A 22,959-nucleotide genomic window follows, 5' to 3' on the forward strand; every position below is an offset into this window, starting at 1 on the left:
GGCTTTTCAAGCAATGCACGACTACGTCAACTGGCTGCGCCACGCCTCGCCCTATATCAATTCGCACCGGGATTGCACCTTTGTGGTGATGCTCCCCGGCGAGGGCGTCGAAGACCCCAATTTCGGCAATATCGTCCACGACCTGGTGCTGCTGCACAGCCTCGGCGTGCGCCTGGTGCTGGTGCATGGCTCGCGCCCGCAGATCGAGGCGCGCCTGGCTTCCCACGGGCTGGCGCCGCGCTTCCACCGTGGCCTGCGGGTCACCGATGCGCCGACCCTGGACTGCGTGATCGACGCCGTCGGCAGCCTGCGCATCTCCATCGAAGCGCGACTGTCCATGGACATGGCCGCCTCGCCGATGCAGGGCTCGCGCCTGCGCGTGACCGCCGGCAACTTCGTCACCGCGCGGCCGATCGGCGTGGTCGACGGTATCGACTATCACCACACCGGCGAAGTGCGGCGGATCGACCGCAAGGGCATCAACCGCCAGCTCGACGAGCGCAGCATCGTGCTGCTCTCGCCGCTGGGCTATTCGCCCACCGGGGAAATCTTCAACCTCGCCTGCGAGGACGTGGCCATGCGCGCGGCCATCGACCTGGGCGCAGACAAGCTGATCCTCTATGGAGCCGAGCGCGGCCTGATGGACGATGCCGGCAAGCTGGTGCGCGAGCTGCGCCCGCAGCAGGTGCCGGCGCACCTGGAGCGCCTCGGCGCGAGCTACCAGGGCGAGCTGCTGGATGCTGCTGCCCAGGCCTGTCGCGCGGGCGTGCGCCGCAGCCATATCGTCAGCTACACCGAAGACGGTTCGCTGCTCAGCGAGCTCTTCACCCGCACCGGCAACGGCACCCTGGTCGCCCAGGAGCAGTTCGAACAACTGCGCGAAGCGGGCATCGAGGACGTTGGCGGACTGCTGGAGCTGATTCGTCCGCTGGAAGAGCAGGGCATCCTGGTGCGCCGTTCCCGCGAGGTGCTGGAACGCGAGATCGAGCAGTTCAGCATCGTCGAACGCGAAGGACTGATCATCGCCTGCGCGGCGCTCTATCCCATCGCCGATTCGGATTCCGGCGAGCTGGCCTGCCTGGCGGTGAACCCGGAGTACCGCCACGGCGGGCGCGGTGACGATCTGCTGGAACGCATCGAACAGCGCGCGCGCAACCTCGGCCTGAAGACCCTCTACGTCCTCACCACGCGCACCGCCCACTGGTTCCGCGAGCGCGGCTTCCAGCCCAGCAGCGTGGAGCGCCTGCCGGCGGCGCGGGCATCGCTGTACAACTACCAGCGCAACTCGCAGGTGTTCGAGAAGACCCTCTGATCAGGTTTTCGCCTGTTGCCTCAGCGAATACCTGATCTGCACCTTCAGCGGTAGCGCCTTGCACGGCGCTGCCTGGGGTCGGAGCTGGCGCAGGCGCTCGCTGCCATCGAGCCAGCCGGCTTCCCAGCTGGCGGCCAGGACATCATGGTCAGGCCGACGGGGCCGGCGTTCGAGCAGTGCTTCCAGATAGCCTTGCTGGTAGGCGGTCTCCAGCTGGTGGAGGGTCCAGAGGGATGAAGGGGAACTCATGGAGCGCTTTCCTGAGAAGGCTTGCGCGGATCGCGCCGGTCGTGCCGGTCGCGATCCGCAGGGAGGGGAATTTTCTCCCCGCCCTCTCAGGATGCCGATCAGAACTCTATGAGCTGTGTGTCAGCGATTTCCTGCTCTATCAGACGCTGATCAGACCCAGGATGCTCGCCTGGTAGGCGGCGACGAAGGTGTCGAAATCGCCTTCGGGCTGTTTCTCCAGCTCCGCCTGTTCGGCCAGGGATTGGCTGGCCATGCCTTCGAAGCGCGCCTGCTCTTGCGTCGGCAGGGGTTCGCTCTGCAGCGTTTCGGCGTGCTGGCGGCTGTAGCGCAGGGCGAAGGCTTCGAAGCTCTCGCCACGTTCATGCATCTCCGCCAGGACCTTCGCCGATGGCGTCAGGTCGGCGTCGGCGACCTTGGCGCGCTGCTCGGCCAGGCTCTGCGCGTGCAGGCTGCTGCCGTTGGCACGGTCGAGCAGATCGATGATCGGCGCGATGGCGTCGAGCAGGGCGCCCGCCCACTCCTTCATTTCCACCGGCTGGCCGCCGCGCTCCAGCTTCAGGCCCGGGCGACGACCTTCCTTGACCACCTTGAGGAAATTGCTGGTGGCCGAGCCGCACTCGCAACCGCCCAGCGGCGGGCTGTCGGACAGCGCGCAGTAGAGCAGGAAGGCGTCGAGGAAGCGGGCTTCGGTGACGTCGATGCCCAGCGGCAGGAAGGGGTTGATGTCCAGGCAGCGCGCCTCGACGTACTGCACGCCACGGGCCATCAGCGCCTGGATCGGGCGCTCGCCGGTGTAGGTGACGCGTTTCGGGCGGATGCTCGAGTAGTACTCGTTCTCGATCTGCAGGATGTTGGTGTTCAGCTGAACCCATTCGCCATCGACCTTGGTGCCGACCTTCTCGTACGGCGCATACGGCGTGCTGACTGCGCGGCGCAGGCTGTCGATGTAGCTGTCCAGGTCGTTGTAGCAGGGCGTCAGGCCGGCCTGGGCGTTGTTCTGGTAACCCAGGTCGCTCATGCGCAGGCTGGTGGCGTAGGGCAGGTAGAGGGTGTGCTCGTCGAAGGCTTCCAGGCCGTGCGGACGGCCACGCAGGAAACCGGCGTCCAGGGCTGGCGAGGCGCCGAACAGGTACATCAGCAGCCAGCTGTAGCGGCGGAAGTTGCGGATCATCGCGATGTAGCGGTGCGACTGGAAGTCCCGCGCGCTCTTCTCGCTGCCTTCTTCCTCGCGCAGCAGCTCCCAGATGCCCTCGGGCAGGGAGAAGTTGTAGTGGATGCCGGCGATGCACTGCATGGTCTTGCCGTAGCGCAGGGCCAGGCCCTTGCGGTAGACGTATTTCAGGCGGCCGATGTGCGAGCTGCCATAGCGGGCGATCGGGATGGTCTCTTCATCCGGCAGCTCGCAGGGCATGGACGGGCTCCACAGGTATTCGCCGTCGAGCTTGCCGCTGGCGAAGCGGTGGATGTCACCCAGCTCGTCCAGGGTCTTCTCGACGCTGGTGGACGTCGAGGTGATGAACTCCAGCAGCGACTCGGAGTAGTCCGTGGTGATCTGCGGGTTGGTCAGCGCCGAGCCCAGGGCACGCGGGTGCGGGGTCAGGGCGAGCTTGCCGCGTTCATCGACGCGCAGGCATTCGCGCTCGATACCGTGCAGGCACTGGGTGAGCAGGGACAGATTGGCGGCATCGCCAAGCAGGGCCAGGCGGCGGGAGAGTTGGTCGCTCAAGTTGGAAGTCCTTCACACGGCAATCGCCCCACTATGGGGGTGGACTGGGCGGTCTACAAGGGGAGAACACAACCGGCGTGGTCGCCTGGCTTGGGGAGACGCCGCGCCGACGCCCGCCTTTCGCGGGCTCCGGACTACAGCATAGGTCAGTTGCGCCGAGGCTATTTACAGCTGCGCGAAGGTGCCTTGTCCCTTGGCGACCAGCTTGTCGCCCTGGTGGATGTCGGCCTCGACCACCAGCGAACGACGCCCGGCGTGCAGGACTTTCGCCACACAGCGCACTTCGCCTTCGGCGACCGCGCGGATGTAGTTGATCTTGCACTCCAGGGTGACGCTCTGCCGGTCGAAACCGTGGGCGCTGGAGCAGGCCAGGCCCATGGTCATGTCCATCAGCGTGAAGAGCGCGCCGCCGTGCATGACGTTGCCGCGGTTGCGCAGGTGCTCGGCCATCGGCAGGAGCACCTCGGCTTCGCCGTCAGCGATACGGATCGGCTGCACGCCGATGGTTTCGCTGAAGCGGCTGATCATCAGCTCGCGGGCGGGCATCTCGCTCATGGATCTTCCTTACTTCTTCTTCAGTTGCTTGGCGTTGGCGAACAGCGAGGCCATGGCGTTGTTCGCCGGGGCCTTCTCCTGCTGGCGCGGGGCTGCGCTGCGCTCGCCACGCGGCGCACTGTTGCCGGGACGGCCGCCGCCGCGCGGGCCGTCAACCTTCTCGCCGGGGGTGTCGCTCATGCGCATGGACAGGCCGACGCGATTGCGCGGGATGTCCACCTCCATGACCTTCACCTTGACGATGTCACCGGCCTTGACCACTTCGTACGGGTCCTTGACGAACTTCTCCGACAGCGCGGAGATGTGCACCAGGCCGTCCTGGTGGACGCCGATGTCGACGAAGGCGCCGAAGTTGGTGACGTTGGTCACCACGCCTTCGAGCACCATGCCGGGCGTGAGGTCCTTCAGGCTTTCGACGCCTTCCTGGAACTCGGCGGTCTTGAACTCCGGGCGTGGGTCGCGGCCGGGCTTGTCGAGTTCCTTGAGGATGTCGGTGACGGTGGGCAGGCCGAACTGCTCGTCGGTGAACTTCTTCGGGTCCAGGCGCTTGAGGAAGCCCGAGTCGCCGACCAGCGAGCGCACGTCACGGCCGGTGTCGGCGGCGATGCGCTGCACCAGCGGGTAGGTTTCCGGGTGCACCGCGGAGGCGTCCAGCGGGTTGTCGCCGTTCATCACGCGGAGGAAACCGGCGGCCTGCTCGAAAGTCTTGTCGCCGAGGCGGCTGACCTTGCGCAGGTCGTCGCGGGTGCGGAACGCGCCGTTGGCGTCACGGTGCGAGACGATGTTCTGGGCCAGGGTGCTGTTGAGGCCGGAGATGCGTGCCAGCAGGGCGGCGGAGGCGGTGTTCACGTCCACGCCCACGGCGTTCACGCAGTCTTCCACCACCGCGTCCAGGCTGCGCGCGAGCTGCAGCTGGGACACGTCGTGCTGGTACTGGCCGACGCCGATGGATTTGGGCTCGATCTTCACCAGCTCGGCCAGCGGGTCCTGCAGGCGGCGGGCGATGGACACGGCGCCGCGCAGCGATACGTCCAGCTCCGGGAACTCCCTGGCGGCCAGTTCGGAAGCCGAGTACACCGAGGCGCCGGCCTCGCTGACCATGATCTTGGTGCACTTGAGCGCCGGGTATTTCTTGATCAGCTCGGCGGCCAGCTTGTCGGTCTCGCGGCTGGCGGTGCCGTTGCCGATGGCGATCAGTTCCACCTGGTGCTTGGCGCACAGCGCGGCGAGCACGGCGATGGTCTGGTCCCACTGGTTCTTCGGCACGTGCGGGTAGACGGTGGCGGTGTCCAGCAGCTTGCCGGTGGCATCGACCACGGCGACTTTCACGCCGGTGCGCAGGCCTGGGTCCAGGCCCAGGGTGGCGCGCGGGCCGGCCGGGGCGGCCAGCAGCAGGTCGTGCAGGTTGCGCGCGAAGACGTTGATCGCCTCGGCGTCGGCGCCGTCGCGCAGCTCGCCCAGCAGGTCGGTTTCCAGGTGGGTGTAGAGCTTGACCTTCCAGGTCCAGCGCACCACTTCGGACAGCCACTTGTCAGCGGCGCGGCCCTGGTTGGAGACGCCGAAACGCTCGCCGATCATGATCTCGCAGGGGTGCGAGGTGCCCGGCAGCTCTTCGCCGACCTTCAGCGCGACGCTGAGGATGCCTTCGTTGCGCCCACGGAAGATCGCCAGGGCGCGGTGCGACGGGGCGCTCTTGAGCGGCTCGTCGTGCTCGAAGTAATCGCTGAACTTGGCGCCTTCGGTTTCCTTGCCCGGCACCATGCGTGCGGTGAGGGTGGCGTTGTCCTTGAGGAAGCCGCGCAGGCGGTCCAGCAGAGTGGCGTCCTCGGCGAAGCGCTCCATCAGGATGTACTTGGCGCCTTCGAGCACGGCACGGGTGTCGGCGAAGCCCTTCTCGGCATCGACGAAGCGCGCGGCTTCGGTTTCCGGCGACAGGCTCGGGTCGTTGAACAGCGCGTCGGCCAGTTCGCCGAGGCCGGCTTCCAGGGCGATCTGGCCCTTGGTGCGGCGCTTCTGCTTATAGGGCAGGTAGAGGTCTTCGAGGCGGGTCTTGGTGTCGGCGAGCTTGATCTCGCGGGCCAGTTCCGGGGTCAGCTTGCCCTGTTCCTCGATGCTGGCGAGGATCGCGCCACGGCGGTCTTCCAGTTCGCGCAGGTAACGCAGGCGCTCTTCGAGCATGCGCAGCTGGGTGTCGTCCAGGCTGCCGGTGACTTCCTTGCGGTAACGGGCGATGAAGGGGACGGTGGAGCCCTCATCGAGCAGGGCGACGGCAGCGGCGACTTGCTGCGGTTGAACGCGGCCGGAGGGCAGTGCGGAAAGCTCTTCGGCGATACGGGTGTTGATGCTGTCCATGAATCCACCTGACAAGACAATCGAAAACGGGGCGCATGATCTGCTGCGCTAGCTCGCAGGATCATCGAAAGGCCCATAACAGAGCGCCAATGCCGGGCTTCCCGGTCATTCGACAGGCTCTGTGACAACGCCCCGCCGCAAAAGCGCCGCATTATACCCACGACAATTTCACCGGGTGGGCGACTGGTCGGGGAAAAATCTGCTAACAATGGACAGGCCGTGATGCGCGGCGGCTGGGCGATAATGCCCGTCGAATCAGATTCTGGGAGTTTCCATGACCAACGCTGCCACCCTGCCGGAAGGCGAAAAGATCCTCGTGGTCGATGACGATGCGCGCCTGCGCCGTCTGCTGGAACGCTTCCTCGATGAGCAGGGTTACCGTGTCCGCGCCGTCGAAAACACCGAGCAGATGGACCGCCTGCTGGCCCGCGAGCTGTTCCAGCTGGTGGTGCTGGACCTGATGATGCCCGGCGAGGATGGCCTCTCCGCGTGCAAGCGCCTGCGCGAGTCGAACAACCAGATCCCGATCATCATGCTCACCGCCAAGGGCGACGAGTCCAGCCGTATCTCAGGCCTTGAGCAGGGCGCCGACGACTACCTGGCCAAGCCCTTCAACCCGCGCGAACTGCTGGCGCGGATCAAGGCCGTGCTGCGCCGCCAGGCGCCGCTGGTGCCGGGCGCGCCGGCGGGCGAGGACGAGGTCGTCACTTTCGGCGACTACGAGCTGCACCTGGCTACCCGCGAGCTGAAGAAGGGCGAGGAAGTGCACATGCTCACCACCGGTGAGTTCGCCGTGCTCAAGGCCCTGGTGCAGCATGCGCGCGAGCCGCTGACCCGCGACAAGCTGATGAACCTGGCTCGCGGCCGCGAGTGGGACGCCCTGGAGCGCTCCATCGACGTACAGATTTCCCGCCTGCGCCGGCTGATCGAGCCCGATCCGTCGAAGCCGCGCTACATCCAGACCGTCTGGGGCGTGGGTTACGTATTCGTGCCGGACGGCGCCGCCCGCAAGTGATTGACCCCGCCGGGGCGGAGTCCTTCGCCCCGGCCGTTCGTGTTCCGCTGGTAACGCCCTCTTGAAAACACCCCTCTGGTTCCCGCAAAGCTTCTTCGCCCGCACCCTCTGGCTGGTGCTCATCGTCGTGCTGTTCTCCAAGGCGCTGACCCTGGTGTACCTGCTGATGAACGAAGACATGCTGGTCGACCGCCAGTACAGCCATGGCGCGGCGCTGACCGTGCGCGCCTACTGGGCGGCGGACGAGAAGTCGCGCGAGGCCATCGCCCAGTCCGCCGGGTTGAAGTGGGCGCCCCACGAACAGGGGCAGCCGGAGGAAGTGCACTGGCCTTACACGGAAATCTTCCAGCGGCAGATGCGCATGGAGCTGGGCATCGACACCGAGACCCGCCTGCGTATCCACCATCCATCGATGCTCTGGGTTCGCGCGCCGACCCTGGGTGACGGCTGGATCGGCGTGCCGCTCTACCCGCACCCGCTGCGCGGCCAGCAGATCTGGAGCGTGCTGGGCTGGTTCCTCGGCATCGGCCTGCTGTCCACCGCTGCCGCCTGGATCTTCGTGCGCCTGCTCAGCCAGCCGCTCAAGCGCCTGGTCTTCGCCTCCCGCGAGTTCGGCAAGGGGCGCAGCGTGCGCCTGCCGCTGGGGCCGGAAACGCCCAGCGAGATGGCCGAGGTGTACCGCGCGTTCAACCAGATGGCCGACGATGTCGAGCAGGCCGGTCGCGAGCGCGAGCTGATGCTGGCGGGGGTTTCCCACGACCTGCGCACGCCGCTGACGCGCCTGCGCCTGTCACTGGAACTGATGCCCGACAGCGACCGCGAAATGGTCGAGGACATGGTCCGTGACATCGAGGACATGGACGCCATCCTCGACCAGTTCCTCGCCTTCATCCGCGATGGCCGCGACGAGTCGGTGGAAGAGGGCGACCTCGCCGACCTGATCCGCGAGGTGGCCGACGCCTTCAACCAGAGCGGCAACCGCGTGCGCCTGTGCCTGGAGACGCTGCCGCTGTTCCGCTTCCGCCGGGTATCGATCAAGCGCCTGCTTGGCAACCTGATCGAGAACGGCCTGAACCACGGCGGCGGCAAGGTCGAAGTGGCAGCCCACGTGGCGGGCGGTGGCGGCGCGCCCTACGTGGTGCTCAGCGTGCTGGACCGTGGCGCGGGGGTCGATCCGCAGGAGCTGGAAAACATCTTCAACCCCTTCTTCCGTGGCGACAAAGCGCGCGGCGGCAAGGGCACCGGCCTCGGTCTGGCTATCGTCAAACGTATCGCCGAACAGCACGGCGGCAGCATCGAGCTGCGCAACCGCGAGGGCGGTGGTGTGGAAGCGCGAGTCTGCCTGCCGTTGGGATTGCTGCTGCCGCGCGACGCGCACTAATCCCAGCGCAGGGATTTGCCTTCCAGCACCGCCTGGCGCCCATAGGGCCAGGCGCGGTTGTGCGCGCCGTGGCCGCTGGGCAGTCCGTGGTAGAGCGGCACGCCCAGCTGCGCGGCGTACTCGGCGAAGATTTCTTCTAGGCTGTGGGCCACGCCCTTGCGCGGGCAATCGGTGAAGGTGCCGAGGCAGACCGCGCCCAGGCGTGCGCCGTCCAGGCTGTTCAGCAGTTGCCAGAGGCTGCGCTCCAGGCGGTAGTAGGGTTCGCCGACGTCTTCGAGGATAAGGATCGCGCCGTCCGGCACGTACAGCGCGCCTGCTGTGCCAGCCATGCAGGCCAGTGCGGTGAGGTTGCCGCCGATCAGTTCGCCTTCTACAGCCGCCTTCGGCCCTGCCAGGTGCTGCACCGCCAGCTTGCCGGGGCCGCCGGCCAGTACGTGGCTGATCGAGGCCAGCGAGGCCAGGCGTTCACGCTGCTCGCTGGGTGCGCTCAACGGCTGCAGACCGAGGCCGGTGGCGACCATGCCATGGATCGCCGGCAGGCCCTGGCGGTGGAAGGCGCTGAGCAGGATGGAGATGTCCGAGAAGCCGATCAGCGGGCGCGGCGAGGCGGCCTTGAGGCGCTGCCAGTCCAGCTGCGGGATGAGTTGTCCACAGCCGTAGCCGCCACGCAGGCACCAGACGGCGCTGACGTCTTCTCGCTCGAAGGCGGCGTGGAAGTCTTCCAGGCGTTGCTCCGGCGTGCCGGCCAGGTAGCGGTAGCGGGCGTCGGTGTGCTCGCCCAGGTGGTAGTCGATGCCCTGCACCTCCAGCTGGCGCAGGGTGGCTTCCAGCACCTCTTCGGCAATCGCCGAGGCCGGCGCAACCAGCGCGACGCGGCCCTCGATGGGCGACCAGGTGAGTTCGGCGTGGGGGCGGGAAGTGGGCATGGCTGGGTTCCAAAGACTGCAGAAGAAACTCTAGGAGCGAGCGTGCTCGCGAAGGGTTCAATGAGGCAACGCTGTGCCGTGCATTCCCCTCACCCTCTCCCAAGGGAGAGGGGACCGATCGGCGCAGGATGAAACCATAGTGTCAGTAGGCACAGACTGCCCCCTCTCCCTCCGGGAGAGGGCTGGGGTGAGGGCAAGACCCCGCGCGATGCTCAAGGGTGCTTCATGAAAGTTTGTTCCTGACATCCCTGTCGTGACCACGTGCTTCTCTGAGACCCCTGCCAGGCCATCCGTGGCCTGGCGTTCGCCGGCGCGACGCATGCGTCGCGAAAGCCCGGCTCATCCCTTGCCTTTGGTCCGCGCCAGATGCGGCCCGCCATTCTTCTCCAGGTACTCGATGATCACCCCGGCGATGTCCTTGCCGGTGGTGGTCTCGATGCCTTCCAGGCCCGGCGAGGAGTTCACCTCCATCACCAGCGGCCCATGGTTGGAGCGCAGGATGTCGACGCCGGCGACGTGCAGGCCCATCACCTTGGCGGCGCGGATGGCGGTCATACGCTCCTCCGGGGTGATCTTGATCAGGCTGGCGCTGCCGCCGCGGTGCAGGTTGGAGCGGAACTCGCCGGCCGCGGCCTGGCGCTTCATCGAGGCGATCACCTTGTCGCCGACCACGAAGCAGCGGATGTCGGCACCGCCGGCTTCCTTGATGTACTCCTGCACCATGATGTTGTGCTTGAGCCCCATGAAGGCCTCCAGCACCGATTCGGCGGCCTTCTCCGTCTCGCAGAGGACCACGCCGATGCCCTGGGTGCCTTCCAGCAGCTTGATCACCAGTGGCGCGCCACCGACCATCTCGATCAGGTCCGGCACGTCATCGGGGGAGTGGGCGAAACCGGTCACCGGCAGGCCGATGCCCTTGCGCGACAGCAGCTGCAGCGAACGCAGCTTGTCGCGGGAACGGGCGATGGCCACCGACTCGTTGAGCGGGAAGACGCCCATCATCTCGAACTGGCGCAGCACGGCGCAGCCATAGAAGGTCACCGAGGCGCCGATGCGCGGGATCACCGCGTCGAAACCTTCCAGCGGCTTGCCGCGGTAGTGGATCTGCGGCTTGTGGCTGGCGATGTTCATGTAGGCGCGGAGGGTGTCGATCACCACCATCTCGTGGCCGCGTTGCTGCCCGGCCTCTACCAGCCGACGGGTGGAATACAGGCGCGGATTGCGCGACAGCACAGCAATTTTCATTGATCACCTGGAAGGGTGGCGGGAACCATGATGAGGGGTTTGTCTTGCACGTAGGTGAGGCCGGGGTTGACCACCAGTTGGCCCTGCACAAGAGCCTTGGAGCCTAGCAGCACGCGGTAGCGCATGGTCTTGCGGCAGGCCAGGGTGAATTCCACCGACCAGGCGCGGTCGCCCAGCGCCAGCAGGGTGCGGATCACGTAGCGGGTCTGGGCCTGGCCGTTGGAGCTCTTGATGGTCTTCATCGTCACCACCGGCGCTTCGCAGCGATGGCGACGCTGCACCTGGGTGCCCAGGTGCGCGACGAAGCGCACCCAGCTCTGCCCGTTGCGCTCGAAGGGCACGATGTCGCTGGCATGCAGGCTGGAGGTGCTGGCGCCGGTGTCGATCTTCGCGCGCAGGCCGACCATGCCCAGCTCGGGCAAGGCTATCCATTCACGCAGACCAATTACCGACAGCTGGTCGAAAGTCTTCAAGGCTGGTGTCCCCGGCGTTTGCCGGCATTCTAGTCAGGCCGCTTGTGCCCCGCCAGCGGGGCGCGGGGTACACTCTCAGACCCGCATGACGAGGTTGTGAAGTGAGCGAAAAAGACGACGACAAGGTCCGCCTGGACAAGTGGCTGTGGGCGGCGCGCTTCTACAAGACCCGCTCCCTGGCCAAGGAAGCCATCGATGGCGGCAAGGTGCATTGCCGGGGCGAACGCTGCAAGCCGGGCAAGGAGCCGAAGGTCGGCGAGGAGTACGTGATCCGCACCGGCTTCGACGAGCGCACCGTGGTGGTGAAGGCGCTGTCCATGGTGCGCCGTGGCGCACCCGAAGCGCAGTTGCTCTACGAGGAGACCGCCGACAGCGTGAAGCGCCGCGAGGACGCTTCGGCAATGCGCAAGGCCGGCGCGCTGGGCGTGCAGACCGACGGGCGGCCGACCAAGAAGCAGCGCCGCCAGTTGTTCAGCTTCCGCGATCAGGAATGATCGGGCAGTTCGATCAGCAATTTGCCGTTCGCGGCCTTCAGGCTCAGCGGTGACCAGTCCGGCACCACGGCGCGCACGCGCGGATCGAAAGCACTGCCGGTGCCGATCTGAATCACCTGGCAGCCAGCGTCCAGCGCGCTCTGCACGCCGGCCGGAGCGTCTTCGAAGGCCAGGCAGTCCTGCGCTGCCATGCCCAGGCGCTGGGCGCCGAGCCGGTAGGGTTGCGGGTCCGGCTTGCCGGCGCTGACGTCATCGGAGCCGACCAGCACATCCGGCAGCGGCAGGCCGCAGAGGGCGAGGCGATCCAGGGCAATCGCGCGGCTGGCGGAGGTGACCACCGCCCAGGGCTGGCCGGTCAGGGTGCCGAGGAAACGGTCGGCGCCGCCCACGATGGACGGTTGCGCTACGTGCTCGAGTTCCAGTTCGTGCAGGAACGCCAGTTCTTCCGCCAGCTCCAGGTGCGGCGCGAGGCGGCCGATCACGTCCTGCGAGCGCACACCGTGGCAGATCGACAGCGCAGCCTCCGGCGGCAGGCCGTGGCGCTGGCACCACAGGCTCCAGATGACTTCGACGGCGGCGGTGGACTGCACCAGGGTGCCGTCCATGTCGAGCAGGATGGCGCGGGTTTCGATCAGCATGGCGGGGCGAACTCCTGGAGGGGCTCCGGTCGGGGAGAGCGATGATGCTCCATTGACCACGACGAAACGCGGAAGATCGCTGTGGGATATATCCCGATGCTCTGGTCGAGAGCAACGGCCGGCGCGCCACACGGGCGCCGGCCGACGGTTCAGGCCGCGATAACGCTCAGGCGATTGACCAGCGGAATCCGCGCGGCCAGGCGGAACAGCGGATCGGTCCAGCGCACCAGGGCTGCGCTGCCCTTGGCGGCGAAGGGGGTGAAGCAGCTCCAGGCCAGGGCCACCAGCGCCATCTGCACGCCGCCGATGTAGTCGTCCTGGCCCCAGTGCGCGCCGGCCACCAGGCGCGGCAGCATGAACAGCAGCGCCAGGCCCCAGATCACCACCCACTGCAGGGCGTTGCGGGCGAACAGGGTGAGGAACAGCGCCCAGATCAACAGCACCGAGGCGTGGTCGCCGGGGAAGCTGCGGGCGGATTCGTCCTTCACCTCGAAGGGCGTGTCTTCCCATTGCGGGAAGAAGTGTTCCAGGCGTACGGCATCCGGCGCGATGCTGGAAATGCTCGCGTGCTGCCAGCCCAGCTTGTGGGCGACCTTGGCGTAGAGGATGCGCACGACCACCAGCACGACGGCTGCGCATAAAAAGCCGAAGGTCGCCGCGCGGACCTGGGTGGCCTTGAAGATCCAGTCGCCACGGATCATCAGCAGCAGCAGGATCACCCCCACCAGCAGGTCGAACGGCCGGGTGCTCGCCACGGCCCAGGTCAGGCGCCAGGCTTCGTTGGTCGCCAGCGGCTGGTTGAGCAGGCTGAACAGGCTGAAGTCGAACAGGTCCATCGCGCTGCGAGCGGGCTCCCAGAGCCACAGCAGGAGCAGGACGACCGCCATCAGGTGACAGGCGATGAAGGGCTTCCAGGACCAGGTGGCTTGGAACGGCGTGGTTTTGTCCATAAAATCGATACCCCCTTACGGAACCCCCCGAGTATGGGTGGGTGCTGCAAAGCGCGCTTTATAGGCCTTTGCCATCAACTTGTCATTTATTTGTGCCTATCGCAGCGTTGTGCAGAGCATGTCCCAGATCGATCAAAGTCAGCGTTTCCTGTTCGACAACACCGATGTCCGTGGTGAGCTGGTAGAGCTCGACCGCAGCTTCGCCGAAGTGCTGGCCAAGCACCCCTACCCACAGCCGGTCGCCCAACTGCTGGGAGAAATGCTGGCCGCCGCCGCGCTGCTCTGCGGCACCCTGAAGTTCGATGGTCTGCTGGTGCTGCAGGCGCGCTCCAATGGCGCCGTGCCACTGCTGATGGTGGAGTGCTCCAGCAACCGCGAAGTGCGCGGCCTGGCCCGCTACGACGCGGACGCCATCGGCGATACCGCCGGTCTGCCGGAGCTGATGCCAGAGGGCGTACTGACCCTCACCGTCGATCCGAAGAACGGCAAGCGCTACCAGGGCATCGTGCCGCTGGAAGGCGCGACCCTGGCGGACTGCCTGTCGACCTACTTCGCTACCTCCGAGCAACTGCCGACCCGTTTCTGGCTGAACGCCGACAGCCGCCGCGCCCGTGGCCTGCTGCTGCAGCAACTGCCGGCCGACCGCCAGCGCGACGCCGAGTCGCGCGAAGCCAGCTGGCAGCACGTCAGCACCCTGGCCGATACCCTCACCGCCGAGGAGCTGCTGGGCCTGGACAACGCCACCGTGCTGCACCGCCTGTACCACGAGGACGACGTGCGCCTGTTCGATCCGCAGCCGCTGGTGTTCCGCTGCAGCTGCTCGCGGGAACGCTCGGCCAACGCGCTGGTCAGTCTTGGGCAGGAAGACGCCGAGCGTCTGCTGGCCGAGGAGGACGGCGAGATCGTCATCGACTGCCAGTTCTGCAACCAGCGCTACCAGTTCGACGGTTCGGACGTTGCCCAGCTGTTCTCGGGCGGCGGTAGCCAGACACCGTCAGAAACCCGCCATTGACCGCATCGATTTGTCCGATAGCCGAACCAATGGCGCTCTCGCCAGATCAGAGGCTGCACGAGAACAGTTCTTTTCTGGCATAATCCCGCGACTTTTTTCCGCGGTAGTGGGAATCAGAAGTCACTACGCAATGTTTGGAGGACTCGGCTTCGGCCGACGGGGACCCACATGACGCAAGCCAATAAAGCCGTTTACACCGATATCAGCGTTGCCCAACTGGTGGAAGAAGCCATTCGCCGCGGCGAAGGCGAACTCGCCGACAACGGCTCGCTCGTGGTGAAAACCGGCCACCGCACCGGCCGCTCGCCTGCCGACCGTTTCATCGTCGAAGAGCCGGGCAGCAAGGATTCCATCGCATGGGGCGCCATCAACCGTCCGTTCCCGGCCGACAAGTTCGATGCCCTGTGGGACCGTGTCCAGGCCTTCAATGACGCCCAGGACCATTTCGTTTCCCACGTTCATGTAGGTTCGGCCCACGACCACTACCTGGCCGTGAAGATGACCACCGCTACCGCCTGGCAGAACCTGTTCGGCCGTGCGCTGTTCATCGAGCCCGAGCAGTACAACCCGGCCGGCCGCGAAGAGTGGCAGGTTCTCAACGTCGCCAACTTCGAGTGCGTGCCCGAGCGTGACGGCACCAACTCCGATGGCTGCGTGATCCTCAACTTCGCCCAGAAGAAGGTGCTGATCGCCGGCATGCGCTACGCCGGTGAGATGAAGAAGGCCATGTTCGGCGTGCAGAACTACCTGCTGCCGGAAAAAGACGTGCTGCCGATGCACTGCGCCGCCAACATCGGCGAAGCGGGCGACGTGACCCTGTTCTTCGGCCTGTCGGGCACCGGCAAGACCACCCTGTCCGCCGACGAAAGCCGCTACCTGATCGGCGACGACGAGCACGGCTGGGGCGAAGGCGTTGTCTTCAACATCGAAGGCGGTTGCTATGCCAAGTGCATCGACCTGTCCGAGAAGAACGAGCCGGTCATCTGGAAAGCCATCAAGTTCGGCGCCGTGCTGGAAAACGTCGTCCTCGACGAAAACCGCACTCCGGACTACGCCGATGACAGCCTGACCCAGAACTCCCGCGCGGCCTACCCGCTGGAAAACGTCGAGAAGCGTTCCGAGCAGAACCTCGGCGGCGAACCGAACGCCGTGATCTTCCTGACCTGCGACCTGACCGGCGTACTGCCGCCGGTGTCGATCCTGAACAACGAGCAGGCGGCCTACCACTTCCTGTCCGGCTACACCGCGCTGGTCGGTTCCACCGAAATGGGTTCGGGCGGCGGCATCAAGTCGACCTTCTCCACCTGCTTCGGCGCACCGTTCTTCCCGCGTCCGGCTGGCGTCTACGCCGAGCTGCTGATCAAGCGCATCAAGGCCTTCGGCTCCAAGGTCTACCTGGTCAACACCGGCTGGACCGGTGGTGGCTACGGCGTCGGCAAACGCTTCAACATCCCGACCACCCGTGGCGTGATCGCCGCCATCCAGAGCGGTGCTCTGATCGGCGCCGAGACCGAGCACCTGGACATCATCAACCTGGACGTGCCCAAGGCCGTTCCGGGCGTCGACACCGTCCTGCTCAACCCGCGCAACACCTGGGAAGACAAGGCTGCCTACGACGAAGCCGCCAAGGGCCTGGCCACCAAGTTCATCGACAACTTCCAGAAGTTCGACGTGAGCGACGCCATCAAGAACGCCGGCCCGCAGCTGTAAGCGAGCCCGTTCTGGAAAGAGCCGCCTTCGGGCGGCTTTTTCATTTGCACCGGTAGAGTCCTGTAGGAGCGGGCCATGCCCGCGATCACGCGCATGGCGCGCTCCTACAAGGTGGCAGAATCTGTACCGTTGGCGAATGCTCCTAATCCCGTTCGCTGGCAAGCGCGCTCCTACAAAAGCGCTTCCTAGGCTGGGTGGACGCCCATGAAAGGAGTTACCCCCATGCACGACACCCTCGAACGTGTCTTCGGCTTCCGCCAGTTCCGTCCCGGCCAGGAGGCGGCAGTCAGCGCAGTGCTGGCCGGGCGCTCGGCGGCGGCGATCTTCCCCACCGGCTCGGGCAAGTCGCTGTGCTACCAGTTGCCGGCGCTTCTGCTGCCGCACCTGACCCTGGTGGTCTCGCCGCTGCTGGCGCTGATGCAGGACCAGCTCGCCTTCCTCGCCCGCCATGGTATTGCCGCCGCCAGCATCGACTCGGCGCAGAGCCGCGAGCAGACCGCGCAGACCATGGCGCGGGCGCGCAGCGGTGAGCTGAAGGTGCTGATGATCTCGGTGGAGCGCCTGAAGAACGAGCGCTTCCGCAACTTCATCAGCGAGGTGCCGATTTCCCTGCTGGTGGTGGACGAAGCGCACTGCATCTCCGAATGGGGCCACAACTTCCGCCCCGACTACCTGAAGCTGCCGGACTACCAGAAGCAGTTCCGCATTCCCCAGGTGCTGCTGCTCACCGCCACCGCGACACCGGCCGTGATTGCCGACATGCGCACCAAGTTCGCCATCGCCGAGGCCGACGTGGTCACCACCGGCTTCTATCGCGCCAACCTCGATCTGCAGGTGGAGCCGGTGGCCAGCGCCGCCCGTCGCGCGCGGCTGGTGCAGTGGCTGGGCGAGCGCGCCGGGCAGCCGGCCATCGTCTATGTCACCCAGCAGAAGACCGCCGAGGAAGTTGCCGCGCACCTGGCCGAGCGCGGCATTCCCGCCTGTGCCTACCACGCGGGGATGGAGCACCCGGAGCGCGAGGGCATCCAGCGTCGCTTCATGGAAGGGCGGCTGAACTGCATCGTCGCCACCATCGCCTTCGGCATGGGCATCGACAAGAGCAACATCCGCCAGGTGGTGCACTACGACCTGCCCAAGTCGCTGGAGAACTACAGCCAGGAGATCGGCCGCGCCGGGCGTGACGGCCAGCGTTCGGAGTGCCTGGTGCTGGCCAACCGCGACAGCCTTAACGTGCTGGAGAACTTCGTCTACGGCGACACGCCCGAGCGCGAGGGCATTCGCCATGTGCTGGAAGAGATTCGCCAAGCGGCTGGAAATCAGAGGGGCGGCCAGTGGGAAACCATGCTGGTGCCGCTGTCGGACCAGTCCAACATCCGCCAGCTGCCGTTGAAGACGCTGCTGGTGCAGTTGGAACTACGCGGCATCATCGCCCCGCGTTTCGCCTATTTCGCCGAGTATCGCTACAAACTGAACATCGATTCCGCCGAGCTGCTGAGTCATTTCGAAGGCGAGCGTCGGCAGTTCGTCGATGCCATCCTCACCACCTCGGCCCGCGCCCGGACCTGGGCGACCCTGGATTTCGACACTCTCTACAGCCGCCATGGCGCCGAGCGCGCGCGGGTGGTGAAGGCGCTGGATTATTTCCAGGAGCGGGGCTGGGTGGAGCTGGAGAGCAAGCAGATGACCGAGGTCTACTCGGTGCGCGATGCGTCCTTCGCTGTGGATAACTTGAGTGAGGAGCTGCATCGCTACTTCAAGCGCCACGAAGAAAGCGAGATCGCCCGCATTGGCGCCATGCTTGAACTGCTGGGCAGCGCGGAGTGCCTGAGCTGGCGCCTCGCCCAGTACTTCGGCGACCAGCAGGCGCCGAACCGCTGCGGGCACTGCTCGGTCTGCGCTGGCCGCGTTGCCCGACTGCCGGAGCCACCCGCACTGCCGCCGCTGGACGGCCAGTCGCTGCACAGCCGCTGCGCCGCTTTCCTGGAGAAGTACCGCAGCGCCCGAGGCCTTGCGCCCAGCGCCGACTGCGTGACGCGCTTCCTCTGCGGCATCAGCGTGCCGGCCTTCACCCGCATGCGCGCACGCACGCTGCCGGGCTACGCGACGCTGGAGGACTATCCCTATGCCCAGGTCCGCGACTGGGTACAGGCGCAACTGTGACCGCCTGAAGACGCCGGCGCCACGCACGACTAAAGGTCGGCGTGATGCCGGCGGGGCTCCTTGTAGGGTGTGGAAAAGGCATTTCGGCCTAGACTCTTCAGGGCGTTGCAGCAAGGAGCCCCGCGCATGTCCACCGAGCACCTGGATGTACTGATCATCGGCGCCGGCCTGTCCGGCATCGGCGCCGCCTGCCACCTGCAGAAGCAGTGCCCCGGCAAGTCCTACGCCATCCTCGAGGGCCGCGAGGCCATGGGCGGCACCTGGGACCTGTTCCGCTACCCGGGCATCCGCTCCGACTCGGACATGTACACCCTGGGCTACAACTTCAAGCCCTGGACCGATCCCAAGGCCATCGCCGACGGCCCGTCGATCCTCAACTACATCCACGAGACCGCCCGCGAGTACCGCGTCGAGGACAAGGTCCGCTACCGCCACCGCGTGCTCAAGGCCGACTGGGACAGCGCCAGCGCGCGCTGGAACCTGCTGGTGCAGCGCGGCGACGAGGCGGAGCCGATGCGCATGAGCGCGCAGTTCCTCTTCATGTGCACCGGCTACTACCGCTACGACGCTGGCTACACCCCGGAATTCGCCGGCCGCGAGAGCTTCGCCGGGCAGGTCATCCACCCGCAGCTGTGGCCGGAGAACTTCGACTACAGCGGCAAGCGCATCGTGGTGATCGGCAGCGGCGCCACCGCTGTCACGCTGGTGCCCTCGCTGGCCGACAAGGCCGCCCACGTCACCATGCTGCAACGCTCGCCGTCCTACGTGATCAACTTGCCGGCGAAGGACCCGATCTCCAACTTCCTGCGCAACTTCCTGCCGGAGAAGTGGGTTTACCGCCAGGCGCGGGCGCGCAACGTGACCATGCAGATGATCTTCTTCATGGCCTCCAAGGCGTTTCCCGGCGCGGTGCGCAAGCTCATGCTGAAGCTGGCCAACCTGCAGCTGGGCAAGGATTTCGATATGCGCCACTTCAGCCCGCGCTACAAACCGTGGGACGAGCGCGTGTGCTGCGTGCCCGATGGCGACCTGTTCAAGGCGCTGCGCCACGGCCGTGCTTCGGTGGTCACTGACCATATCGAGCGCTTCTGCGAGAAGGGCATCCTGCTCAAGTCCGGGCAGGTGCTGGAGGCGGACGTGATCGTCACCGCCACCGGGCTGGACCTGGTGATGTTCGGCGGCGCCGAGCTGGCCATCGACGGCAAACCGTTCGATGTCACCCAGAGCATGGGCTACCGCGGCATCATGCTGCGCGACCTGCCCAACCTCGCCGCCATCGTCGGCTACACCAATGCCAGCTGGACGCTCAAAGCCGACCTTTCCAGCGAGTACTTCTGCCGCCTGATCAACCACCTCGATGCCGTCGGCATGCGCCAGTGCACGCCGCGCCAGACCGATGGGTCAGTGAAGGAAGAACCCTTCCTCAACCTCAACTCCGGCTACATCCAGCGCGCCGCGGACCGCATGCCCAAGCAGGGCGACCGCACGCCGTGGAAGCTCTACCAGAACTACGCGCTGGACCTTGCCCTCCTGCGCTTCGGCAAGGTCGAGGATGGTTACCTGGCCTTCACCTCGCCCAGGCAGCGTCACGCCGCGGCGGCACCGGTGGAAGCGCTGGAGAGCTGATCCCCTGCGGGCACTTGCTCGGTCCGGCGAGTGCCCGCGTCGTTCGATCTATCAACGCTTCGGATGGACATTATCGATACGCCGCTCTGCAACGGGGCGGCCTCTCGGCTTACCATGCGCGCCATTCCCGCCCATGCCAGCCAGAGGATTTTCCATGCTGATCGAAGACGCCATCCGCAGCCGCCGTTCCATTCGTGGTTTCGACACTTCCTATGTGATGAGCCGCGAGGAGAAGGACGACCTGCTGCAACAGGCGCTGCTCGCCCCCACCTCGTTCAACCTGCAGCACGTGCGCCTGGTGGAAGTCAGCGACCCGCAGCTGCGCGCGCAGATCCGCGAAGCCGGCTGGGACCAGGTGCAGATGACCGACGCCTCGATGCTGGTGATCGTCTGCGCGCAGGTCGACAGCTGGGAGAAGAACGCCGAGCGCGTGTGGGACGGCGCCCCGGCCGAAGTGAAGAACTACATGGTCGGCGCCATCGACGGCTACTACCGCGACAAGCCGCAGACCCAGCGCGACGAAGCCATGCGCAGCAGCGGCCTGGTAGCCCAGACCCTGATGCTCGCCGCCCGTGGCCGCGGCCTGGACAGTGTGCCGATGGTCGGTTTCGACTTCGACGCCGTAGCCAAGCTGATCAACCTGCCGGCCAGCCACGCCATCGGCCTGATGATCGCCGTAGGCAAGCAGGCGGTGGAAGCCCGGCCGCGCATCGGCCGCCTGCCGCTGGAAGAGACGATCGTTCGCGATCGTTTCTGATCCCGACGAAACGCGCCTCCGGGCGCGTTTTTCTTTCCTGCTCCTCGTAGGATGGGTGGAGCGAAGCGATACCCATGCTGTCTGCGCCAGGGCGATGGGTATCGCTTCGCTCCACGCCATCCTACGTCGTGCCTCCTGTTATTCCGGAGCGGAGTCCACTATCCGTTCGATCAGCCACTGCAACGCCGTATCCCGCTCGCGCTGGGCGAGATAGACCAGCTCCAGGTGGAACTGCCCGACGTCGAATGGCAGCTCCAGTACCTGCAGCGGCAGCAGCCGGGCGAAATGCGCCGCCAGTCGTGTCGGCAGCACCGTCAGCAAATCCGTGGTCGCCACCAGATGCGCCGCCTGCAGGTAGTTGGGCGTGGTGTAGGCGATCTGCCGTTTCAGCCCCTGGCTGGCCAGCCACTGGTCGACCATACCCTTGGTCTGCCCGCCGGAAACCCACAGGTGCCGCTGGCCGAGAAACGTCGGCAGGTCGATCCCGCCGTCCACCTGCGGATGCCCGCGCCGGGCCAGCAGGCGCAGCGTTTCGCTCGCCCACGGGCGGCGCTGGAAGCGCGCTGGCAGTTCCTCGAAGCGCCCCAGCACCAGGTCCAGATTGCCCTTGTCCAGCGCCTCGGTGGGCAGCGTCGGTGTCAGGTGCTGGATGCTCAGGCCCATGCCCGGCGCCGTGCTGCCCAGACTTTCGAGCAGGTGCGGCATGCACAGCGCTTCCACATAGTCGGTCAGCGCCAGGGTGAAGCGCTGGCGACTGCGCGCCGGGTCGAAGGTGTCGCCGCCGGCCAGGCTCTGGCCGATGCGTTGCAGGGCGTCACGGATCGGCGCTTCCAGCTCCAGCGCCCGCGGCGTTGGCTGCATCGCCCGACCGACGCGCACCAGCAGCGGATCATCGAGCAGTTCGCGCAGACGGTTCAGCGCGTTGCTCACCGCCGGCTGGCTCAGCGACAGGCGCTCCGCCGCGCGCGAGACGTTTCGCTCGCGCAGCAGCGCATCCAGCACCCGCAGCAAGTTGAGGTCGAAGGTGGTCATATTCACTGGCTGAATTCCACTTATCACAACTCAAAATTTCAAAAATAGTACCGCCTTCCCTAAGGTGAGTGGTCTTCAAACGAGCGTTTCAGGCTGACAAGAGGAACAACATGAGCCAGAACATCCGCATCGCCAGCGCCGCCGTCATCGGCGCCGGCACCATGGGTCGGGGCATTGCCATGTGCCTGGCGAACGCCGGCGTGCAGGTCCTGTGGCTGGACAACAACCCGCAGATGCTCACCCAGGCCCTCGGCGCCGTGGCCGACACCTACGCCCACAACGTGCGCCAGGGCCGCATCGACGAGGCCGAAGCGGCCCGTCGTCGTGCGCGCATCTCCCAGACGGCGAACTACGCGGCGATCCGCGAGGTGGACCTGGTGATCGAGGCGGTGTACGAGAATCTGGAGCTCAAGCAATCGATCTTCCGCGAGCTGGATGCGGCGCTGAAACCCTCGGCCATCCTGGCTTCCAACACTTCCTACCTGGACGTCGACGCCATCGCCGCAGTGACCTCGCGGCCGTCCCAGGTGCTCGGCCTGCACTTCTTCAGCCCGGCGCACATCATGAAGCTGCTGGAGATCGTGCGCGGCGCGAAGACCGATCCCGCCGTGCTCGAAGCGGCCCTGGAACTGGGCGAGCGGATGGGCAAGGTCAGCGTGGTCGCCGGCAACTGCCACGGCTTCATCGGCAACCGCATGCTGGAGAAGTACGTCCAGGAATCGCGCCGGCTGATCCTCGAAGGCTCGCTGCCGCACCAGGTGGACGCGGCGATCCAGGGCTTCGGTTTCGCCATGGGGCCGTTCCGCATGTTCGACGTGGTCGGCATCGACCTCGAATGGCGCGCCCGCGAGCTGGCCGGCAAGGGCCAGGACGCGCCGACCGTGCAGGTGGACAACCGCCTGTGCGAGATGGGCCGCTTCGGCCAGAAGTCCGGCAACGGCTTCTACCACTACGAGCCGGGCAGCCGCCAGGCCGAGCACGACCCGGAAGTGGACGCGCTGGTGCTGCGCGAGTCCGAGCGCCTGGGCTACCAGCGCCGGGATATCGGTGCCGAGGAAATCCTCGAGCGCTGCCTGCTGGCGCTGGTCAACGAAGGCGCGAAGATTCTCGACGAAGGCATTGCCTCCACCAGCGCCGACATCGACACCGTTTACCTCAATGGTTATGGCTTCCCCAAGGACAAGTCCGGCCCAATGGCCTGGGCCGATGCCCAGGGCCTGCAGAGCGTGCTGGCGCGCCTGCGTGACCTGGCCGGCGAGCACGGTGCGCACTGGCAGCCGGCCGCTCTGATTGAGCGCCTGGCCGCCGCCAATGGCCGCTTCGCCGACGTGAAACAGGAGCACTGA

20 protein-coding genes are annotated in these 22,959 nt (G+C 66.3%); 10 read left to right on the forward strand and 10 right to left on the reverse strand.

The features are described from left to right. Window positions 1-13 precede the first annotated feature (13 nt). Complete coding sequence (gene argA, locus IB255_RS15910; RefSeq protein ID WP_081515281.1) at window positions 14-1,312, forward strand: amino-acid N-acetyltransferase; 1,299 nt, start codon at window positions 14-16, stop codon at window positions 1,310-1,312. On the opposite strand, the gene IB255_RS15915 is transcribed toward argA, so the two are convergent. The 4 genes from IB255_RS15915 to IB255_RS15930 all read right to left on the reverse strand — a co-directional run bounded on the left by IB255_RS15915 (window position 1,313) and on the right by IB255_RS15930 (window position 6,194). Next, a complete protein-coding gene (locus IB255_RS15915; RefSeq protein WP_081515282.1) occupies window positions 1,313-1,561 on the reverse strand; it encodes a hypothetical protein in 249 nt (82 codons plus the stop codon). 139 nt (window positions 1,562-1,700) lie between these two features. Beyond that, window positions 1,701-3,287 carry a glutamate--cysteine ligase gene (gshA, locus tag IB255_RS15920; protein ID WP_081515283.1) on the reverse strand — a complete coding sequence of 529 codons (1,587 nt, stop codon included), beginning with the start codon at window positions 3,285-3,287 and terminating at the stop codon, window positions 1,701-1,703. 165 nt (window positions 3,288-3,452) lie between these two features. Beyond that, window positions 3,453-3,815: a PaaI family thioesterase gene (locus IB255_RS15925; protein WP_412548123.1), complete on the reverse strand. Its 363-nt coding sequence runs from the start codon at window positions 3,813-3,815 to the stop codon at window positions 3,453-3,455. A gap of 36 nt (window positions 3,816-3,851) precedes the next feature. Continuing rightward, on the reverse strand, window positions 3,852-6,194 hold the full coding sequence (locus tag IB255_RS15930; RefSeq protein WP_081515285.1) for a Tex family protein: 2,343 nt from the start codon (window positions 6,192-6,194) through the stop codon (window positions 3,852-3,854). Between the two features lie 274 nt (window positions 6,195-6,468). Between IB255_RS15930 and ompR the strand changes: the two genes are divergently transcribed. Together ompR and IB255_RS15940 are read left to right on the forward strand one after the other, a co-directional pair. Beyond that, window positions 6,469-7,209 (forward strand): two-component system response regulator OmpR, encoded by a 741-nt coding sequence (ompR, locus tag IB255_RS15935; protein WP_081515286.1) that lies wholly within the window; start codon window positions 6,469-6,471, stop codon window positions 7,207-7,209. A 61-nt stretch (window positions 7,210-7,270) separates the two neighbouring features. Beyond that, the gene (locus tag IB255_RS15940; RefSeq protein WP_081515287.1) at window positions 7,271-8,590 is read left to right on the forward strand and encodes an ATP-binding protein; all 1,320 of its coding nucleotides are present in this window, start codon (window positions 7,271-7,273) and stop codon (window positions 8,588-8,590) included. On the opposite strand, the gene IB255_RS15945 is transcribed toward IB255_RS15940, so the two are convergent. From IB255_RS15945 to IB255_RS15955, 3 genes are all read right to left on the reverse strand, one after another. Beyond that, the gene (locus tag IB255_RS15945) at window positions 8,587-9,516 is read right to left on the reverse strand and encodes a S66 peptidase family protein (protein ID WP_081515288.1); all 930 of its coding nucleotides are present in this window, start codon (window positions 9,514-9,516) and stop codon (window positions 8,587-8,589) included. The genes IB255_RS15940 and IB255_RS15945 overlap by 4 nt on opposite strands. 339 nt (window positions 9,517-9,855) lie before the next feature. Further along, window positions 9,856-10,761, reverse strand: a complete 906-nt coding sequence (rimK, locus tag IB255_RS15950) for a 30S ribosomal protein S6--L-glutamate ligase (protein WP_038803545.1) — start codon at window positions 10,759-10,761, stop codon at window positions 9,856-9,858. Further along, entirely contained in the window at window positions 10,758-11,201 is a 444-nt protein-coding gene (locus IB255_RS15955) for an ATP-dependent zinc protease (protein ID WP_263866023.1), read from the reverse strand. Before IB255_RS15955 ends, rimK begins: the two co-directional genes overlap by 4 nt. Before the next feature lie 134 nt (window positions 11,202-11,335). Here IB255_RS15955 and IB255_RS15960 point away from each other — a divergent pair, with 134 nt between their 5' ends. Next, window positions 11,336-11,728, forward strand: a complete 393-nt coding sequence (locus IB255_RS15960; RefSeq protein ID WP_045215645.1) for an RNA-binding S4 domain-containing protein — start codon at window positions 11,336-11,338, stop codon at window positions 11,726-11,728. Here IB255_RS15960 and IB255_RS15965 read toward each other — a convergent pair. Continuing rightward, entirely contained in the window at window positions 11,719-12,366 is a 648-nt protein-coding gene (locus IB255_RS15965; protein ID WP_081515290.1) for an HAD-IA family hydrolase, read from the reverse strand. The two genes, IB255_RS15960 and IB255_RS15965, sit on opposite strands and share 10 nt — an antisense overlap. Window positions 12,367-12,515: 149 nt before the next feature. Next, complete coding sequence (locus tag IB255_RS15970) at window positions 12,516-13,316, reverse strand: phosphatase PAP2 family protein (RefSeq protein WP_081515291.1); 801 nt, start codon at window positions 13,314-13,316, stop codon at window positions 12,516-12,518. A 118-nt stretch (window positions 13,317-13,434) separates the two neighbouring features. Here IB255_RS15970 and hslO point away from each other — a divergent pair, with 118 nt between their 5' ends. From hslO to IB255_RS15995, 5 genes are all read left to right on the forward strand, one after another. Further along, entirely contained in the window at window positions 13,435-14,328 is an 894-nt protein-coding gene (gene hslO / locus IB255_RS15975) for an Hsp33 family molecular chaperone HslO (protein ID WP_151188663.1), read from the forward strand. A gap of 168 nt (window positions 14,329-14,496) precedes the next feature. Beyond that, entirely contained in the window at window positions 14,497-16,038 is a 1,542-nt protein-coding gene (locus tag IB255_RS15980) for a phosphoenolpyruvate carboxykinase (protein ID WP_081515293.1), read from the forward strand. Between the two features lie 222 nt (window positions 16,039-16,260). Next, window positions 16,261-18,198 carry an ATP-dependent DNA helicase RecQ gene (locus tag IB255_RS15985; protein ID WP_151188662.1) on the forward strand — a complete coding sequence of 646 codons (1,938 nt, stop codon included), beginning with the start codon at window positions 16,261-16,263 and terminating at the stop codon, window positions 18,196-18,198. A 126-nt stretch (window positions 18,199-18,324) separates the two neighbouring features. Beyond that, window positions 18,325-19,824, forward strand: a complete 1,500-nt coding sequence (locus IB255_RS15990; protein ID WP_192210557.1) for a flavin-containing monooxygenase — start codon at window positions 18,325-18,327, stop codon at window positions 19,822-19,824. A 154-nt stretch (window positions 19,825-19,978) separates the two neighbouring features. Beyond that, window positions 19,979-20,581 carry a nitroreductase family protein gene (locus tag IB255_RS15995; protein WP_192210558.1) on the forward strand — a complete coding sequence of 201 codons (603 nt, stop codon included), beginning with the start codon at window positions 19,979-19,981 and terminating at the stop codon, window positions 20,579-20,581. A gap of 138 nt (window positions 20,582-20,719) precedes the next feature. On the opposite strand, the gene IB255_RS16000 is transcribed toward IB255_RS15995, so the two are convergent. Beyond that, entirely contained in the window at window positions 20,720-21,619 is a 900-nt protein-coding gene (locus tag IB255_RS16000) for a LysR family transcriptional regulator (protein WP_192210559.1), read from the reverse strand. A gap of 104 nt (window positions 21,620-21,723) precedes the next feature. On the opposite strand from IB255_RS16000, the gene IB255_RS16005 reads away from it, so the two are divergent. Then, complete coding sequence (locus tag IB255_RS16005) at window positions 21,724-22,959, forward strand: 3-hydroxyacyl-CoA dehydrogenase (protein ID WP_192210560.1); 1,236 nt, start codon at window positions 21,724-21,726, stop codon at window positions 22,957-22,959.

Source organism: Pseudomonas sp. PDM22 (assembly GCF_014851965.1).
GTDB lineage: Bacteria > Pseudomonadota > Gammaproteobacteria > Pseudomonadales > Pseudomonadaceae > Pseudomonas.

Bases quoted from the DNA above. Each gene is read 5' to 3' on its own strand.
- argA (WP_081515281.1), top strand. From the start codon at position 14: ATGCACGACTACGTCAACTGGCTGCGCCACGCCTCGCCCTATATCAAT.
- IB255_RS15915 (WP_081515282.1), bottom strand. From the start codon at position 1,561: ATGAGTTCCCCTTCATCCCTCTGGACCCTCCACCAGCTGGAGACCGCC.
- IB255_RS15925 (WP_412548123.1), bottom strand. From the start codon at position 3,815: ATGATCAGCCGCTTCAGCGAAACCATCGGCGTGCAGCCGATCCGTATC.
- IB255_RS15930 (WP_081515285.1), bottom strand. From the start codon at position 6,194: ATGGACAGCATCAACACCCGTATCGCCGAAGAGCTTTCCGCACTGCCC.
- ompR (WP_081515286.1), top strand. From the start codon at position 6,469: ATGACCAACGCTGCCACCCTGCCGGAAGGCGAAAAGATCCTCGTGGTC.
- IB255_RS15945 (WP_081515288.1), bottom strand. From the start codon at position 9,516: ATGCCCACTTCCCGCCCCCACGCCGAACTCACCTGGTCGCCCATCGAG.
- rimK (WP_038803545.1), bottom strand. From the start codon at position 10,761: ATGAAAATTGCTGTGCTGTCGCGCAATCCGCGCCTGTATTCCACCCGT.
- IB255_RS15965 (WP_081515290.1), bottom strand. From the start codon at position 12,366: ATGCTGATCGAAACCCGCGCCATCCTGCTCGACATGGACGGCACCCTG.
- IB255_RS15970 (WP_081515291.1), bottom strand. From the start codon at position 13,316: ATGGACAAAACCACGCCGTTCCAAGCCACCTGGTCCTGGAAGCCCTTC.
- hslO (WP_151188663.1), top strand. From the start codon at position 13,435: ATGTCCCAGATCGATCAAAGTCAGCGTTTCCTGTTCGACAACACCGAT.
- IB255_RS15980 (WP_081515293.1), top strand. From the start codon at position 14,497: ATGACGCAAGCCAATAAAGCCGTTTACACCGATATCAGCGTTGCCCAA.
- IB255_RS15985 (WP_151188662.1), top strand. From the start codon at position 16,261: ATGCACGACACCCTCGAACGTGTCTTCGGCTTCCGCCAGTTCCGTCCC.
- IB255_RS15990 (WP_192210557.1), top strand. From the start codon at position 18,325: ATGTCCACCGAGCACCTGGATGTACTGATCATCGGCGCCGGCCTGTCC.
- IB255_RS15995 (WP_192210558.1), top strand. From the start codon at position 19,979: ATGCTGATCGAAGACGCCATCCGCAGCCGCCGTTCCATTCGTGGTTTC.
- IB255_RS16005 (WP_192210560.1), top strand. From the start codon at position 21,724: ATGAGCCAGAACATCCGCATCGCCAGCGCCGCCGTCATCGGCGCCGGC.